Below are 14806 nucleotides of genomic sequence, written 5' to 3' on the forward strand. Positions count from 1 at the left end.
TGGTGATCTTGGTCGACACCGTTCTAGCAGGGACTCCGTTGCCCGTTCCCGGGGGGGTTGACAAACCGGCTCACGCCTTAACTACACGGCCTTGGGACTAGGGAGACACGTTGGGCAGCACGGTGGTGCTGGAGGAGAAGTGGCCGGTGCTGGGCAAGCACGAGCGGGCGGCCGAGTGGCTGCGGGTGTGGACCGACCTCGGGCGAGCACCTCGGACGATCGACGCCTATGCCCGCGGCCTGGCCGAGTACTTGGAGATGTGCGACCGCGAGGGCGTCGCCCCCGTGACCGCGAACCGGGCTCACGTCGCTGTCTATGTGCGGGAGCTGAACGAACGACCAGCCGCCGCGGCGCGAACGTGGTGGCGATTGACTCGGGTTCGGGCCTGGCCAATGCCACCATCCAGCAGCGATTAGTCCCTGTTCGGCTGTTCTACGACTACTTGATGGAAGAGGGGCTGCGGGAGTCCAACCCGGTCGGCCGGGGCCGCTACACGCCCGGACGTCGGCGCGGCGGGCATCAGCGGGGCCTCGTGCCCAGGATGACCAAGCTGCCGTGGATCCCCACGGAGCAGCAGTGGCGGGACATCCTCGGTGTCGCTGCTGAGGAGCCGATCCGTAACCGAGTGATGCTCGCGCTGGCCTATGATGCCGCGCTGCGCCGGGAGGAGTTGTGCTCGCTGTGCACCGACGACCTCGACCCGGCCCATCGAACGCTGCGGGTGCGGGCAGAGACGACGAAGAACCGGTTGGAGCGCGTCGTGCCGTACTCCGCGCCAACTGGGGTGCTGCTGTCTGGCTACCTCGCCCATCGCGCCACGATCAGCCGGGCGCGCGGACCGTTGTTTCTGTCCGAGTCCCGCCGCAACCACGCTCAGCCGCTGAGCCTGTGGACTTGGTCGAAAGTCATCCGCAGGATCGCACTGGCTGCCGGGATCCCGCGCTTCGCTACTCACACCACCCGGCACCTCTGTCTGACTGACCTCGCCCGGATGGGCTGGGAACTGCATGCCATCGCCACCTTCGCCGGCCACCGCTCAACCGAGTCCACACTCGCTTACATCAACCTGTCCGGTCGAGACCTGGCAGAGAAGCTCACCAAGGGCATGGAGCAGATCCACTCCTGGCGCATCGACATGCTCGCCCGCCTCGGCGGGCAGGCGACGGGAGCCGCGTCCCGGTGACCACCTTTCCCTCGGCGGCCGTCACCACGACGGCTGCGGACCTCACCTGGACATGGCCGTTCGACCCCTCTCGCTACCAGCAGCGCGCCGAACTCACGTCCCAAGAGGTTTCGGCACTTCAGCAGTTGGACACGGCCCTTCGCCGCCGGCCTGACCGCCACGACCCACAGATTCCGGCATGGACGGCCATCGGGTGGCTGCTCCGCCCGCTGGACGACGTCCGGGCGTCACTGTGGTGCCCGGACAGCGCATACCACCGCCAAGGCGTGAACGACGCCATCGCCCTCGTTCTGTTGCGCTGCGCCCACCAGCGCAGGACATTCTGGTGCTGGACCGCCGAAGACTGGCTCCAGCTGGTCGGCACCAGCGCCGCAACGTTCAGTGCGTCCACTCCGGGCTGGGTCGACGGGACCGCGCGGTCGACCCTCGCCGCATACGCCTATCTACTTGGTGGCTTCACCGCCTTTGACCGTCTCGGCGGATTCCAGCGCCTCCCATTGAGCTGGCGCGTGTTCGGCAAGGAACTCGTCGACCACGCCCAAGAACAGGTCAATCGGGTGCTCGACGGATGGGGCTACCGGATCGATTCCGGTGCGGACGCGCGAGTTTCTCCGGTCCTCTGCCAAGCCCTGCTGCTCAACCGCAGCCCGTTGCTGGAGAGCCTGACCACCGAGGCGTTCGCCTGGCTGCGCCAGCATCCAGCCATGCGACGCCCGCACGTCGGTGCCCTTCATGCCATCCAACGCGCGGTGGCCTCGCTCGGTTTCTGCGAACCTCCGCCCTCCCCGTTCCGCGGGCGGATGCCCGAGATCGAGGGGACCGCGCGGTCGTGGGCGGACTGGGTCGAGCGGTGGCACGACACTTCGACGCTCTCGTCTAAGGCTCGCGCGACCGCCCGCACCGTGCTGTCCAAGATCGGACGATGGCTCGCCGAGCAGCACCCGGAGATCACCGAGCCTGCCGACTGGACTCGGCAAATCTGCGCGTCCTGGATCGCGGCGCTGGATCGGATGAGCATCGGGGACTACAACCAGCGGCGCGGCGGGCTCGGCGACAGGGCGGGGCAGCCGATCTCGGCAGAGACCAAGTTTGGATACCTGACCGCGACCAGGGCGTTCTTCCGCGACTGCCAGGAATGGGAGTGGATCCCGCGCCGCTTCGACCCTATTCGGGCTCTCGCCACTCCCAGAACGGTCCTGGCGATGCTCGGACCCGATCCCCGGGTCATCGCCGACGAGATCTGGGCCAAGCTGCTATGGGCTGGGCTGAACATCCAGCCCAATGACTTGCCGACCAGCTACAACAGCCTGCGCTACCCGATCGAGCTCCTGCGCGCGGTGGCCCTGGCTTGGTTGTTCAGCGGCCAGCGCAGTGACGAGATCGTCCGCCTGCGGGTCGGCTGCATCCGTTGGCAGCATGACGGATTTCCCATTCTTGGTGACTCGCACGAGATCCTCGCCGAGGATGCAGTCTGTCTGTTGGACATCCCCACTCACAAGACCGGCACCGCGTTCACCAAGCCTGTCGATCCCTTGCTGGGCAAGGCATTCGAGGCATGGGAGGTCACGCGGCCGAACCAGCCCGCTCTGGTGGACCGCAAGACCGGCGAACGGGTGGATTTCCTGTTCGCCAACCGAGCACGGCGGGTCAGTAAGCACTACATCAATGAGACGATCATCCCGATGCTCTGCCGCAAAGCCGGCGTCCCGGCCGCCGACGTCCGAGGCAACATCACCAGCCATCGGGCCCGGTCCACGATCGCCAGCCAGCTTTACAACGCCAAGGAACCGATGACGCTGTTCGAGCTGCAGGAATGGCTCGGGCACCGGACTCCGGAAGCGACTCAGCGATACGCGAAGATCACCCCGAACACCTTGGCCAGGGCCTACAGCGATGCCGGCTACTTCGCCCGCAACGTCCGAACCATCGAGGTGCTCGTCGATCGCGATGCCGTCGCTTCCGGGGCGGCCGCGACAGGGGAACCGTGGCAGTACTACGACCTCGGGCACGGCTACTGCACCTACACGTTCTTCGAGCAGTGTCTACATCGGATGGCCTGCGCTCGCTGCGACTTCTACACGCCGAAGGACTCCAGCAAAGCGCAACTGTTGGAGGCCAAGGAAAACCTGCAGCGGATGCTAGCCAGCATCCCACTCACCGACGACGAACGAGCGGCAGTCGACGAGGGCCAGGACGCCCTGGACAACCTCCTGGAGAGGCTGGCCGACGTCCCCACACCAGCCGGGGCCAGCCCACGGGAGATCGGCGTCCCCGCGCCGGCGACCCTGCTGCCGATCGTCGCCGTCAACCAGGGCAAACGGGAATAAACTTGACAAATCAGATTCCACAGAACACGCAGGTGGGTGGTCGAACGAACTTTTGGGTGGCTGATCCGCAACCGTCGCCTCGCTCGCGACTACGAACGCCTGACCGCGAACTCCGAAAACATGATCAAACTCGCGATGATCCGCCTCATGGCCACCCGGCTCGCCGACCAGACCGTCAAGTGGTCCAACGCCACCGAACGCGAAGCCGCCCGCCGACTCACCGCCGAAACCAACATCGCTGCGTAACCACCCAGTTACCCAACAGTCTCTCAGGCGCAAGTGACGGCCGAGTGCCTCGGCTCCCTGCCGACGATCTTCCAGCGCCGCCTGTGGTCGCGACATGTGTCGCAACCACAGGGGCCGGCAAGTGACATCTGCCTGATGCTGTGCGCGATGGGGACGGTGTTGACTGGTTCGCTGTCTGCCCGGCCGGGTCCGGCGAAACTCAGCGGAACCCATGGGCTTGCCGCATATGTGTCAGCGAAGGATGGGAAGTCCATGCACAGCGATGTCATCATCGTCGGCGCCGGTGTGATCGGCGCATCGATCGCCCTCGAACTCAGCCGCGCCGGATACGACACCGTGGTGGTCGACAAAGCGGGCGGCGTCGGCCACGGATCCACCAGCGCGTCGAGCGCGGTGGTGCGATTCAACTTCTCGTCATGGGCCGGTGTGGCCACGGCATGGGATTCGAAATTCGGGTGGGAGAAGTGGGCTGACCACCTCGGCGCGGGCAGTCGCGAGCCTCTTGCCCGCTTTCACCGGTCCGGGCTCGCCATGCTCGACGTCGACATCGCGCCGCACGACCGCTATCTTCCGCTGTTCGACCGCGCCGGCATCCCGTACCAGGTCTGGGACGCGGCGAGGTTAGTGAGGGAGATTCCCGGGATCGAGGTCGGGCGGTTCTGGCCGCCCGCCCGCCCGGAGGACGCGCGGTTCTGGGCCGCCCCGGTCGGGCAACTGGGCGCGCTCTACACCCCGGACGCCGGTTTCGTGTCCGATCCGCAATTGGCCGCGCAAAACCTCGCCTCCGCCGCGGAACGTCACGGCGCCAGGTTCCTGCTCCGCCGGACGGTGACCGCCGTGCTGCACAACCATGACTGTATCGAGGGGGTCGTGCTCGACGGCGCCGAGGTCGTGCACGCGCCCATCGTCGTGAATGCCGCGGGCCCTTGGTCGTCTCAGCTCAACCAGCTCGCCGAGGTCGGCGGCGAGTTCACGGTACGGGTACGGCCGATGCGCCAGGAAGTGCACCACGTCAGCGCCCCGCCGAGCATCGCCGCGCACGGACCGGCCGGAATAGCGATCGCGGACATGGATCTGGGCACCTACATGCGCGCTGAGTCCGGCGGCGGTCTCCTGATCGGCGGCACCGAACCCGAATGCGACCCGTTCCAATGGCTGGACGACCCGGAACAAGCCAGGCCCACGGTCACCAAAGATCTCTTCGACGCGCAGGTCATGCGAGCCGCCCGCCGGCTGACGGACCTGACCGTGCCCGATCATCCCAACGGCATCGCCGGTGTCTACGACGTCGCCGACGACTGGACCCCCATCTACGACAAGACCGACCTCCCCGGTTTTTACGTGGCGATCGGCACCAGCGGTAACCAATTCAAGAACGCGCCGATTGTCGGGCAACTGCTGCATGCCATCATCGAGGGAGTCGAAAACGGTCACGACCACGACCGCACCGCCACGAAGCTCACCACCCGCTACGGCGGCCACCAGATCGACCTCGGCGCCTTCTCACGCCGCCGTACCCCCAACCGCGGCACATCAGGGACTGTGATGGGTTGATGCGGTCGTTGCTGTGGACTGGCGCCCTCGGACGAACGCCGCACTGACAGGACATCCAACCGGGGGATCTCAGGGCGCTGGTCGGACCTGTTCACAGAGCGCCATCGGGGCTAATCTCCCGAGATGGCGTCCGAACTCCAGCGCCTCGTCGATAGCCTCGGGAACCGTCTCGGCCGCTCGGTGGCCATCGACGATGCGGCCATCCAGCTGCTCGCCTATACCTCGCATGTCGGTGAGGTCGACGAAGCACGGTTGCGCTCGATTATGCAGCGGCATGTGCCTCGTAGCCTGCTGGATTACCTCGACGGGTTGGACGTCAAGCAGTCAAGCGACCTGTTCTCGGTGCCCGCGCAAGCGGATCTTGGGCTCAACATCGCTCGCGTGGGGATGCCGGTCCGGCACCAGGGTGGTTTGCTCGGCTACCTGTGGCTGTTGGCCTCTGACGGTCCGGTCACTGACGAAGTCGCCGACGCGCTGCGCAGCGCCGCCGAGACAGCGGGGCTGATCATGCACCGCGAGTATCTGGTCGGGGAACTGGAGCGCCGCACGGAGCGAGAGCTCGTCCGAGACCTGCTCTCTGGGGACCCGCGGCTGCATGAGGATGCCGCCGCGCGGCTGGTCGAAGACGATTTGTTCGTCGCCGGCACTGCTGCCGTGCTCACCGTGACACTTGTCCGGCATGACGGCGCGCAGATCGGAGAGAAGGACAGGCTCGCACTCGCGGCCGGCCTGGACTACGCGCGGCGGCGACTGCCCGCGCGGCACGCTATCGCGCTGGAAAGGCCCGATCATGGGGTGCTGGTCGTGTCGCGCGCCCGTCCGGGGCTGCAGCGCGATCTCGCCGGGTTGGGTGCCGCTGTGCATGAGCGCGTGCTCGCCGAGAGCGGATGCGCGCCCGACGAGTGCTGGGTTGGGATCGGTGAGCAGCGCGCAACGCTCGCCCAGATACACGAATCGCACCGGGAGGCGCGCCAAGCAGCGCGGGTCGCGTGCATCATCCGGGTCCTCGGCCCCGTCGTACAGCACTCACGACTCGGCGTTTACACACTCCTGGCGGAATTGCCGCCGGACCGTCTCCGGCACAGTGTGCCTGCCGGGTTGTGGTCACTGCTGGACTCCAGGGACCACGGCAACGACACACTGATCAGCACGCTGGAGACGTTTCTCGACAACGCAAGCGATGTGAAACGCACCGCCGAGCAACTCTGCGTGCACCGCGCGACTCTCTACTACCGACTACGACGCATCGAGGAGATCACACAGGTCAGCCTCGACAATGGTAACGAACGCCTCGTGCTGCATCTCGGGCTCAAGGTCGCACGACTGATCGAAGTGTTGTGACACAGCCATGTTACCGCGCGCTGATCACTGTCATACCAGGTCATCGGCCTTGCCGATGAGATAGCTCGCATTCAGTTCGTCTCCCCGCGCGGCGACCTCCGAGGCGGACCCAGGTTCCTGGTCGGCATTGAACAAATGGAGAGCCCTGTTCATCTTGGCGGCGGGGTGGAGCGGCCCCACCCTTTGGTCGAGGTGTGCCGGTCGAGCAGTGGCGCGACCGGTTGAGTCGGCCTGGAGCGCGGTGCCGGTGTTGCCGCCGGTCCGTTTCTAATAGATAACCCTTGAGCCCCAATCCACCGGTGGGGTTTGGTGTTGATCTTTGGGTTGTGGGTAGGTCGTGTTGATCTTGATGGTTGTGGGTGGGCGCGCGGGATTCGCTGGTCTGCCCAGCTTTTCCGTGGTGTCCTGGGGTCGGGCCCTGTGCGGGCGGGTCGGGAGGGGGTGTTCAGCTTGTTGCTGGTGGGGCGTGGGTGGCGTGAAACAGGTGGTGCCAGTCGTGTTCCCCGGGCCAGTGGGTGGGCAGGTGCAGTGTGATCGAGCGGGCTCGTCGGGCCACCCGCGCCGGGATGTTGATCAGAGTGCGGCGCAGGGTCGCGGCGCGGGCCTTGGCGTGAAAGGCGCTGGTCAGGCTGCCGGCGGCGCGCAGCAGGTTGAGGGCCAGGACGGCCAGGGTCAGCCATACGGCGTTGGCGCCGAAGACCCCGGAGGGGATGTGGGCCAGTGGCCCGTGTTCGAGGTCGTCGTTGACGTGCTCGATGATCGCGTGCTGCCGGTGGGTTTTCTCCGCTTCGACCAGCGGCAGGGTGCTGATGGTGAAGCAGGCGTGGTAGCGCCATACGGGAAACAGGGCGTCGGGATGGTTTTTGTCCTTGACCCGGCGCACGATCAACCGGCTGGCCACTCGGTGGTTCTTGTCGTCGGCGAAGGCGGTGAAAGGGGTTTCGGCGATCTCGGCGTCGCTGACCCAGGACTGGCCGGCCTCGTCCCAGACAGCCTGGGGATAGCGGATCGCCGTCCACGCGTCGTCGTCGATGGCGGCGATGGCGCGTTGCACGTTCGGATACTGGGCCACCGTGACCGACACCTCCATCCCTTGCCTCCGGCAGGCGGAAACGATTTCCCCGGCATAGAAGGCGGAATCACCGCGAAACAGCATCCGGTCGGGCCGGGCGCCGCACCGCCGGGCGAGGTTGATCGTCTCGGTGACCAGCGACGCCGCGCCGCGCGCCGAGCCCGCGTTGCCGCCACGCATCCGGGTGCCGGCGACCACCGGCGCCGACTGGCGTGTGGACAGCGTGGTCAGCAGCGGATGATAGCCCCGCAGCCGCACATTGTGGCCGCCGATCTTGGTGTGCCCGAACGCCGCACCCTGTTTCGCGTGCCCGAACACCCGGCCCAGGGTGGAATCCGCGTCGATGAACACCCTCTCGTCGGCACCGGCGAGCACCGGAGTCTGCCGAACCAGGCCCACCAACGCCTCCCGCGCGGCCGACTCCACTTGCCGTGCATCCCCCCAGGTGAACGCACGCAGAAACGTGCCCACAGTGGACGGTGCCCGGATCCCGCCGAACAACTTCGGCATCGCCCCATGCCGGATCACTCCGAGATCATCAATACTGTCGGCGCCGGTGAGCATCCCGGCCACGATCGAGGCGACCTTCACATCGGCGTTCGCGCCCACCGATCCTGGTACACGGACACGCTCGGAGACCACCTCGTGCAACCCCACGCGTTCGGCCAACCGCATCACCGGAACCAGGGCCGCCGAGGCCACCAGATTCGGATCATCGAACACCGCGCTCACCCGCGCGGCACTATGAGAAGATCGCACCTGCGAGATGCCCTTTCGCCTCGAGTTGATCGATCCCTTGACAAGATCAATCATCCCAGGTCAGAAGGGCATCTCGTCCTCTCGCCACCGAACCGTTACCCAAGATCATCGGTGGATTGGGGCTAAGAGCCATTCGTGGCGGACGTAGGTTTCGCCTGCGGTGGCAGATTCGGTCATCAGCATGTCGGCTACTCCTGAAGCAGCAAGGCGTACGCCTGCTGCGCGAGTTCGTTCTGGCGAGGACTGAGGTCGTCGACGTCTCCGCACGCTGCTTCGGCCGCTGTGCGCACGAGGCACTCGAGTCGTCGGGCGTGGTGAAGGCGGAACTGATCCCGCTGAGAATGACCGACCGGTTGCCAGTGACGGGTTTGACGTCTCCCTGGCCAGGCTCAAGGGCGAGGTCGACCTGGATTCGTGCGCCGTTGTCGGCAACCAGGTCAACAATTGGGCCGGGACTGTTTTTGATCAATTCCCACAGTTCTTCGGCGGCCCGGCGCGGATCGTCGTTCTCGACGAGATCCCATTCGATCGATCCGGAATAGCCTCCGGGGCGGCCTGGATCCTGTGGGTCGGTTGCCGCAGGTGAGGCGATCGAACCGGGGTCCTTGGGCCGAGACCTGTCGAGCCACTCCGCGATCGTGGACAATGCGCGGAAGATATGACGCTGACGGTCTTCAGCGTCCTGCTGCTCGTAGTCGGCTCGTTCGCTGGCCCAGTTGTAATCAACCACATCCTGGATGGCATCGCGAATGTTCGGACCAGTCGTTGTCGTGCGATTCAGCTTGTATTTCGGCATGCCAAAGTCCTTGCGATAAAAGGGAAACCGCGACTTCGATTCAGTGTTTCCTGTCGTGCACCGTGTGGTGCTGCTGCCCCGCCGTGCCGGTGGGGCGCACTCGTCCCGGCCTCGGCGCCGGGAAAGGGCGTCAAGCCGCACGTTTTTCGCGGCTTGACCCCGGCCGGCGGTGGGGCAGAGTGCGCACGCCCCACCGCGCGGGGGCGCCGCCGCAACTTCAACTTTCGGTGCGTGCTGGCTCGTCAGTGGTCGAAGCTGCGGGGCTCCACTCAGTCCGGGTTGATCCTGTAGACCTTCTGCCCGCTGATCAGCGGCGCACCCTTCGGACCTTTCTCATACTCCTCGATCAACTTCGGCCTGTGCGCCTGGAGGCTCGGGTACCACTGGCGCCGATAGTGCTCCCGCACCTTCCAGCGGTGGCGCCATACCTTCCGGGGCTCCTCGGTCTCGGTGGGTCGAGCTGAGCGCCGCAGGCGGATCACGCGGATCTCGGGCGGTTCCAGGCCGGCCCGCTGATGCCGACGGCGAGACATCCGGTTCGGGACTTCGGTGGTCATCTCGGCATGCCGCAGCATGTGGCACGCCGAGAACAGGAGGCGCACAACGAAGGCCGGGGCCTCGTCCAGCGCATGAAACGTGAGGTCTTCGCTGTTCTCCGCGAAGCCCACCGTGACGTAGTGCACGAGCACGAAATCGGGAAACTCGGCATCGAACCTCGTGGGATGCCCCGGGTTCCCGAGGACTTCCTTCCTCACGTTGGGCTTCGGGATGTGCACGAAGATGTCCACGATCCCGTGTGGGAAATCAAGTCCCTCCACGGCGTCATACACGCACCACGTCAACACCAGCGGCATTGCGTCATCCGGCTCGGAAGGTTCCCTCGGCTCGTCCGTGTCATCCGGGTCGGTGGGTTCCTGCCCGTCGGTGAAGTACATGAATCCGCGAGGTGCGGGCAGATCCCACGGCATGAATCCGTACTCGTCGACGGACAGATCATCCATGTCGCTGATCACGGTCGTGACAGCATCGACATGGAACAACGCGCTGTCGGCCACGCTAGTGCGGACCTCCTCGGCGGTCTCTTTCCGCACGTGGTCGGACATGCTTTCCTTCAGACCCATGACATGCGAGGCCCAGTCGACGCAGCTGGCCCCGTTCCAGAAATCCAGCATGCGTAACCGTAGGTCTGGCAGCTCGCGGGGATTCCAATTGATCATGCTGCCCTCCTAGAGCCCGAGCGTGTCGGCGAGTGCCTGGTTGTGCTCACCAGTCGTCACCGCCTACGTAGACATCCGCCCAGCTCTCGCCGGTCTCCTCCACTCCGTCCGGTGGGATCGGCAGCAGCGCCCGCTCGTGGCAGCCCAGGCACTCGCTGCGGTTGCCCCAGTGGGCACCGGTCACCCAATTCCGGCAGGTCGGGCACTGCCACTCCTGCAGCTCCTGGAGGTCAGCCACGCTCATCGGAGTCACCTCCGAGCGGCCGGATCGGGCCGGTGATGTTCTCGGCGAGTTGGCGGTAGAGCGTCCAGATGGAGATCCGCGACTCCAGCGGCATCGGGAAGCCCATCCGCCGCTGGAAGTGGTTCGCGGCCCGCTTGACCACGCTCTGCCAGCGGTCCGCGCCGATCAGCAGCGCGCACCACTGGCAGGCCGCCCAATCGCCCGTGCTGAACCCGTTCGGGGCGTTGGGTGTAGTGAAGTCCTGTGCGGGCACGACGAACTTGGGCTCCCCGGCGGTGCAGAAGTCGCAGTGGCCACGCCACTCGGCCGGAGCCTGCACCGGCACCGGCTCGTGGTTGACGTCTCTGCCGTCCATCGCGTCCGAGATCGTGTGCAGGTAGGTCACGCCGTCCTCGTTGGTGAACGCATCCAGCGCGAGGTTGCACACCGTGCAGATGATCGGTCGGCTCATGACCAGCCCTCCTCGTCGGCGATCTCCAACAGCAGGGCGACGTTGTAGGTGTCGTTGCCCTCGTTGTGAGCCTTGACCAGGTCGGCGGCCGTGATGTCCGCCAGCTTCACCACGTCGGGCTCGGTGTAGTCCACCCGCGAGTGCGGGTTCTCCTTCATCCTGTGGTGCCCGAACACCGCGGCGATCTTTCGCCGGATCTCCTGCGGGTCCACGGGTAGCTCGGGCTTGAAGTAGGCGCAGACGTAGAGGTAGCCGTAGCTCCGCTGCGGGTTCGCCTTGATCACGGCGCGGTCATCCTCGAACAGCGTGACCTCCGTGCTGGAGCGCACTGTCAGCTCGCCGGTCGTGAACATCGCGGTGGCCCTGCCGATCCACTCGCCACCGTCGCGGTCGCGGAGGTAGCCGCACAGCGTGTGCCAGTCGCCGAAGCCGGCCTCGCGGTCCGGCGGGATGTCAAGGGCAAAGCCGTTGTCGTGCACGATCGCCCGGCAGCCCCAGGCGGTCGTCACGTCGGGCGGAAGCCCTTTTTTGTAGCCAAATTTGAGCGATTCGCTCATTGGTCGTCCTTCTGCTTGAGGGTGGCGGCGAGAGCCAAGGACATGGTGAAGGTCGATTCGGACATGCTGAAGTTCCTTGCCATATAAGGGATACTGTGAATTCGGGCCAGGTGTTTCCTGGTCGTGCATTGTGTGGTGCTGATGTCCCGCCGTGCCGGTGGGGCGCACTCGTCCCGGCCTCGGTGCCGGGAAAGGGCGTCAAGCCGCACGCTTTTCGCGGCTTGACGCCCGCCGGCGCCGGGGCAGAGTGCGCACGCCCCACCGGCTCGCGTGGGGGAATGGGGTGTGTTAGCGCTGGTCGGAATCGGTGACTTGGTCGGTGCTGGGGAAGGACAGCCCGTACCTGCGCATGTCGCCGTCGCGTAGTCGGCGCGGTGCAGGGTTTTCGCGCGGGTGGTGCCCGCGTCGGTGGCACTGACAGTGTCCCAGGTGGTCAGGTCGCGGTGCTCCTCGACGCGCCACTGCGGATGCGACGGATCGTCGGACTCGAACGCGGCTGAGTTTTCTGTGGTGGCGACGACCATTTCCCACAGTCTCAGCTGCTCGGCGGCTTCGTCGCGGCACGCGAGCCGGTCGCAGTCGTGACGGTGGCGGCCCAGCCAGCGGCGGGCCAGATCCCGCGTTCGGCTCTTACGCACCGCAGGTGAGGCACCAGTCCACGACGTGGCCCCAGTTCCACCACCCACAGCGGTCCTGCTGATCCTGAACTGCGGCCAGCGCGGTCAAGCCCTGCGGTTCGATGCAGCGCAGGGCCTTGTGCCGCGACTTGGCCAGCCGGACACCGCCTTGGCTGCGTCCAGAGTCGCGCGGGCCTTCGCGGTCCAGCTGTTTGAGCTGCTCGATGCTCCAGCCCAACCAGGCCAGGACCTCGGCGACCAGACATGCGGGCTGGCCGTTTTCGACATAGCGGGGCGCCAGCCCGCGCCCTATGCGTGGGTCGACGCGCTCCGGGCTCTCCGCGGCGATGGCGCGCAGCTCGCCTCGTGCTCGGTCGAGGCCGATCTTGTCCTTCATCTCTGTCCTCTCCGCCCGGGAGAACCGGCGCATGACCGCGGCGGCGGTGGCCACTGGCGGACTTGGAGGAGGTCGCCGCGGCGTTCGATGACGGTGCCGACCGGCCAGCCGGCGGCGATGTCGAGCAGCTCGTCGGCTTGGTCGTCGATGTCGGTGGTGTTCTCGCCGGGTTCGAGGAATCCGGCGTCGAGGGCGCTGGCCCGCAGTCGGCGGAGGTAGTCGTCGCGGGTCATGACCTTTCGGTGACGACGGCTGTGGTGGTGGCTTTGTGGCTGTTCACGCCGGCGAATGCGCGGGTGCAGCCACAGGAGCCGTCGGGGTTGCCGCGGTCCCGGTCGCAGGCCGAGGCGAGGATGACCAGTTCCCCCTCGGGCACCCAGGCGAAGTCGGTGCTGCGCTGGCCTTGGGTGCGGTAGGTGGCCATCAGGACCGGCAGCAGCGGAATCGGCTGTTGGTGGGTCTTTGCTGTGCTCACGGTGATCTCCGGAGTGCGTCATCGCGGCGCGGAAGTCGGGCAGGAAAAGCCCGGCACCCTGGCATGGACCAGGACGCCGGACTGGCGCGGTGAGAAGCGGGGCGCGTTAGGCGGTCACGAACTCGTTCGACTCGCCCTCCCGGAACAGCTGTCTGATCAGTTCCGCTGCTGCTGGGCTGGCGGCGGCCGCGTGCTTGGCGGCAAGCTCGCGCCAGTCACTGAGCCCCCAGCCCCGTCCCGGTCGACCTCCGTGAGCTCGGCCGTGACCGGCATGCCGTCGAGGAACACGTGCAGCTCAGTCGCGCTGTCCGGGTCGCGGTCAGCGACGGCCTCCACCCGGGGCGCGTGGTCGTCCGGGGCGTGCTGGTGTGGTTTTCGACCGTGGCGCGGTCGGGCAGGGCGACGCGATACCTCTCGACCAGCCCCGCAATGCGCAGACGCGACCAGTCCGGCCGCCTGTCGGCGACAGCCTCGGGGATATCTTCGTTCACGGCCCGGCCGACGGTCTCGACGATCACGTCGGCTGCCTGTTTCCAGTTCGTCGCCCCACAGCGGCGTGCCGTCGGCCGCGTGGACCGCGAGCAGACACAGGCCGTTCGGGAAGTCGTACAAATCCCGGGCGAGGTCGATCGACGCGGCGGTGGGCGGCGCGGCCGTGACGATCCGGGCTACGTCGATCATCTGCGTCTGGTAGTTCACCTCCCGCGCGGCGTTGAGGGTCGCCTCGGCGCGGTCACGGTGCCGGGCCAGCGGTTCGCCGGGATCCACGGGCAGTGCGACGTTCATCGGTTGGTTCCTTTCCACTCGGGAGCCGGACGGGTTTGGTCGGTCCCGACCCGGCGTACGAAAGCACTTCACAGCAATGCATTGCGTGCAAAAGAAGAGCCGGGCCCGGCTTAGGCCAGGCCCGGCAAGGGGTAGCTACGACGACTATTGGTCATCAAGCCGCTCGATCTCGTGCTCGCAGCGCCCTTCCTCCTGCTCATACTGGAACGCCAGCGCGGAGGCGTCGCGCAACAGCGAAGGCAAGTCGGCCCGCAGCCCAGTGAGGTCCACGCCCATCAACGGCCGAGCCCACGTCACGTCCATCGAGTCGTCCCCGGCGGGGGAGACCACCGGCTTGGCCCCGCTGGGCAGGTTCCTATAGGGCATGGGAGGCAGCACCCGGGCGCCGTCCAGCTCATCCAGCAGGCCCCGCAGGCGGTTGGCCCAGTCCGTCCACACCTCGGCCGCTTCGGCGGCCAGCTTCTCCCCGGCCTCCAGGGCATTCTTGTCCCGCTGGAGGCCCTCCTGCCACACGCGACGTTGCTCCTGCTCGGAGGTTCGCACCACGACCAGGTTGTTGGCTGGTTCGTGGCTGTACGGCTCCCCGGACTTCGGGTGCCCGTGGCCCCACTTCACCTTCACCAGGGCGTCCCCCGACGCGCGGTGTGTTGCGGTGCCCGCGTTGTTCTCATCGGTTTCACCGACGAAACACACCACGTCACTAGCGTTGATGGTTCCTTCTTCGGCCATCGGTCAGTCCTCCTGTCAGTTGTGCGGTGTTCGGGTGGATGCCGAACAATGGGGC

Annotated in this window: 16 protein-coding genes and 1 pseudogene; 6 read left to right on the top strand and 11 right to left on the bottom strand. The window is 66.5% G+C overall.

What is annotated here, in order from left to right; all coding sequences use genetic code 11:
- Window positions 1–110 precede the first annotated feature (110 nt).
- From FDZ84_RS38135 to FDZ84_RS28550, 6 genes and pseudogenes are all read left to right on the top strand, one after another.
- Window positions 111–416, top strand: a complete 306-nt coding sequence (locus tag FDZ84_RS38135; RefSeq protein ID WP_210435177.1) for a site-specific integrase — start codon at window positions 111–113, stop codon at window positions 414–416.
- Complete coding sequence (locus FDZ84_RS28530; protein ID WP_210435178.1) at window positions 362–1183, top strand: site-specific integrase; 822 nt, start codon at window positions 362–364, stop codon at window positions 1181–1183. Before FDZ84_RS38135 ends, FDZ84_RS28530 begins: the two co-directional genes overlap by 55 nt.
- Window positions 1180–3510 (top strand): tyrosine-type recombinase/integrase, encoded by a 2331-nt coding sequence (locus FDZ84_RS28535; protein ID WP_168588384.1) that lies wholly within the window; start codon window positions 1180–1182, stop codon window positions 3508–3510. The genes FDZ84_RS28530 and FDZ84_RS28535 overlap by 4 nt, the downstream gene beginning before the upstream one ends.
- A gap of 27 nt (window positions 3511–3537) precedes the next feature.
- A pseudogene (locus tag FDZ84_RS28540) lies at window positions 3538–3756 on the top strand (transposase); the annotation flags it as partial.
- A 252-nt stretch (window positions 3757–4008) separates the two neighbouring features.
- A complete protein-coding gene (locus tag FDZ84_RS28545; RefSeq protein ID WP_168588385.1) occupies window positions 4009–5310 on the top strand; it encodes an FAD-binding oxidoreductase in 1302 nt (433 codons plus the stop codon).
- Between the two features lie 123 nt (window positions 5311–5433).
- Entirely contained in the window at window positions 5434–6651 is a 1218-nt protein-coding gene (locus FDZ84_RS28550) for a CdaR family transcriptional regulator (protein ID WP_168588386.1), read from the top strand.
- A 445-nt stretch (window positions 6652–7096) separates the two neighbouring features.
- On the opposite strand, the gene FDZ84_RS28555 is transcribed toward FDZ84_RS28550, so the two are convergent.
- The 11 genes from FDZ84_RS28555 to FDZ84_RS28600 all read right to left on the bottom strand — a co-directional run bounded on the left by FDZ84_RS28555 (window position 7097) and on the right by FDZ84_RS28600 (window position 14751).
- Window positions 7097–8482: an IS1380 family transposase gene (locus FDZ84_RS28555; protein ID WP_168588387.1), complete on the bottom strand. Its 1386-nt coding sequence runs from the start codon at window positions 8480–8482 to the stop codon at window positions 7097–7099.
- Window positions 8483–8528: 46 nt separating this feature from the next.
- A complete protein-coding gene (locus tag FDZ84_RS28560) occupies window positions 8529–9278 on the bottom strand; it encodes a hypothetical protein (protein WP_168588388.1) in 750 nt (249 codons plus the stop codon).
- A 269-nt stretch (window positions 9279–9547) separates the two neighbouring features.
- Window positions 9548–10495, bottom strand: coding sequence for a hypothetical protein (locus FDZ84_RS28565; RefSeq protein ID WP_168588389.1), 948 nt, complete (start codon window positions 10493–10495; stop codon window positions 9548–9550).
- A gap of 46 nt (window positions 10496–10541) precedes the next feature.
- Window positions 10542–10739: a hypothetical protein gene (locus tag FDZ84_RS28570; RefSeq protein ID WP_168588390.1), complete on the bottom strand. Its 198-nt coding sequence runs from the start codon at window positions 10737–10739 to the stop codon at window positions 10542–10544.
- Window positions 10726–11190, bottom strand: a complete 465-nt coding sequence (locus FDZ84_RS28575; RefSeq protein ID WP_168588391.1) for a hypothetical protein — start codon at window positions 11188–11190, stop codon at window positions 10726–10728. Before FDZ84_RS28575 ends, FDZ84_RS28570 begins: the two co-directional genes overlap by 14 nt.
- Entirely contained in the window at window positions 11187–11747 is a 561-nt protein-coding gene (locus tag FDZ84_RS28580) for a hypothetical protein (protein ID WP_168588392.1), read from the bottom strand. The genes FDZ84_RS28575 and FDZ84_RS28580 overlap by 4 nt, the downstream gene beginning before the upstream one ends.
- Window positions 11748–12377: 630 nt before the next feature.
- On the bottom strand, window positions 12378–12761 hold the full coding sequence (locus tag FDZ84_RS28585) for a hypothetical protein (RefSeq protein ID WP_168588393.1): 384 nt from the start codon (window positions 12759–12761) through the stop codon (window positions 12378–12380).
- A complete protein-coding gene (locus tag FDZ84_RS39470) occupies window positions 12758–12994 on the bottom strand; it encodes a hypothetical protein (RefSeq protein ID WP_246868494.1) in 237 nt (78 codons plus the stop codon). Before FDZ84_RS39470 ends, FDZ84_RS28585 begins: the two co-directional genes overlap by 4 nt.
- Window positions 12991–13236 (bottom strand): hypothetical protein, encoded by a 246-nt coding sequence (locus FDZ84_RS39475; protein WP_246868495.1) that lies wholly within the window; start codon window positions 13234–13236, stop codon window positions 12991–12993. Before FDZ84_RS39475 ends, FDZ84_RS39470 begins: the two co-directional genes overlap by 4 nt.
- A 156-nt stretch (window positions 13237–13392) precedes the next feature.
- Window positions 13393–14022 carry a hypothetical protein gene (locus tag FDZ84_RS28595; protein WP_168588394.1) on the bottom strand — a complete coding sequence of 210 codons (630 nt, stop codon included), beginning with the start codon at window positions 14020–14022 and terminating at the stop codon, window positions 13393–13395.
- A 144-nt stretch (window positions 14023–14166) separates the two neighbouring features.
- Complete coding sequence (locus tag FDZ84_RS28600; protein WP_168588395.1) at window positions 14167–14751, bottom strand: hypothetical protein; 585 nt, start codon at window positions 14749–14751, stop codon at window positions 14167–14169.
- Window positions 14752–14806: the final 55 nt, after the last annotated feature.

It is taken from the genome of Saccharopolyspora sp. ASAGF58 (assembly GCF_012277335.1).
Classification (GTDB): Bacteria; Actinomycetota; Actinomycetes; order Mycobacteriales; family Pseudonocardiaceae; genus Saccharopolyspora; species Saccharopolyspora hattusasensis.

Coding starts and splice junctions, on each gene's coding strand:
- FDZ84_RS39470 (WP_246868494.1), bottom strand. CDS start 12,994: ATGACCCGCGACGACTACCTCCGCCGACTGCGGGCCAGCGCCCTCGAC.
- FDZ84_RS28560 (WP_168588388.1), bottom strand. CDS start 9,278: ATGCCGAAATACAAGCTGAATCGCACGACAACGACTGGTCCGAACATT.
- FDZ84_RS28600 (WP_168588395.1), bottom strand. CDS start 14,751: ATGGCCGAAGAAGGAACCATCAACGCTAGTGACGTGGTGTGTTTCGTC.
- FDZ84_RS28545 (WP_168588385.1), top strand. CDS start 4,009: ATGCACAGCGATGTCATCATCGTCGGCGCCGGTGTGATCGGCGCATCG.
- FDZ84_RS28570 (WP_168588390.1), bottom strand. CDS start 10,739: ATGAGCGTGGCTGACCTCCAGGAGCTGCAGGAGTGGCAGTGCCCGACC.
- FDZ84_RS28565 (WP_168588389.1), bottom strand. CDS start 10,495: ATGATCAATTGGAATCCCCGCGAGCTGCCAGACCTACGGTTACGCATG.
- FDZ84_RS28575 (WP_168588391.1), bottom strand. CDS start 11,190: ATGAGCCGACCGATCATCTGCACGGTGTGCAACCTCGCGCTGGATGCG.
- FDZ84_RS28585 (WP_168588393.1), bottom strand. CDS start 12,761: ATGAAGGACAAGATCGGCCTCGACCGAGCACGAGGCGAGCTGCGCGCC.
- FDZ84_RS28595 (WP_168588394.1), bottom strand. CDS start 14,022: ATGAACGTCGCACTGCCCGTGGATCCCGGCGAACCGCTGGCCCGGCAC.
- FDZ84_RS28580 (WP_168588392.1), bottom strand. CDS start 11,747: ATGAGCGAATCGCTCAAATTTGGCTACAAAAAAGGGCTTCCGCCCGAC.
- FDZ84_RS28550 (WP_168588386.1), top strand. CDS start 5,434: ATGGCGTCCGAACTCCAGCGCCTCGTCGATAGCCTCGGGAACCGTCTC.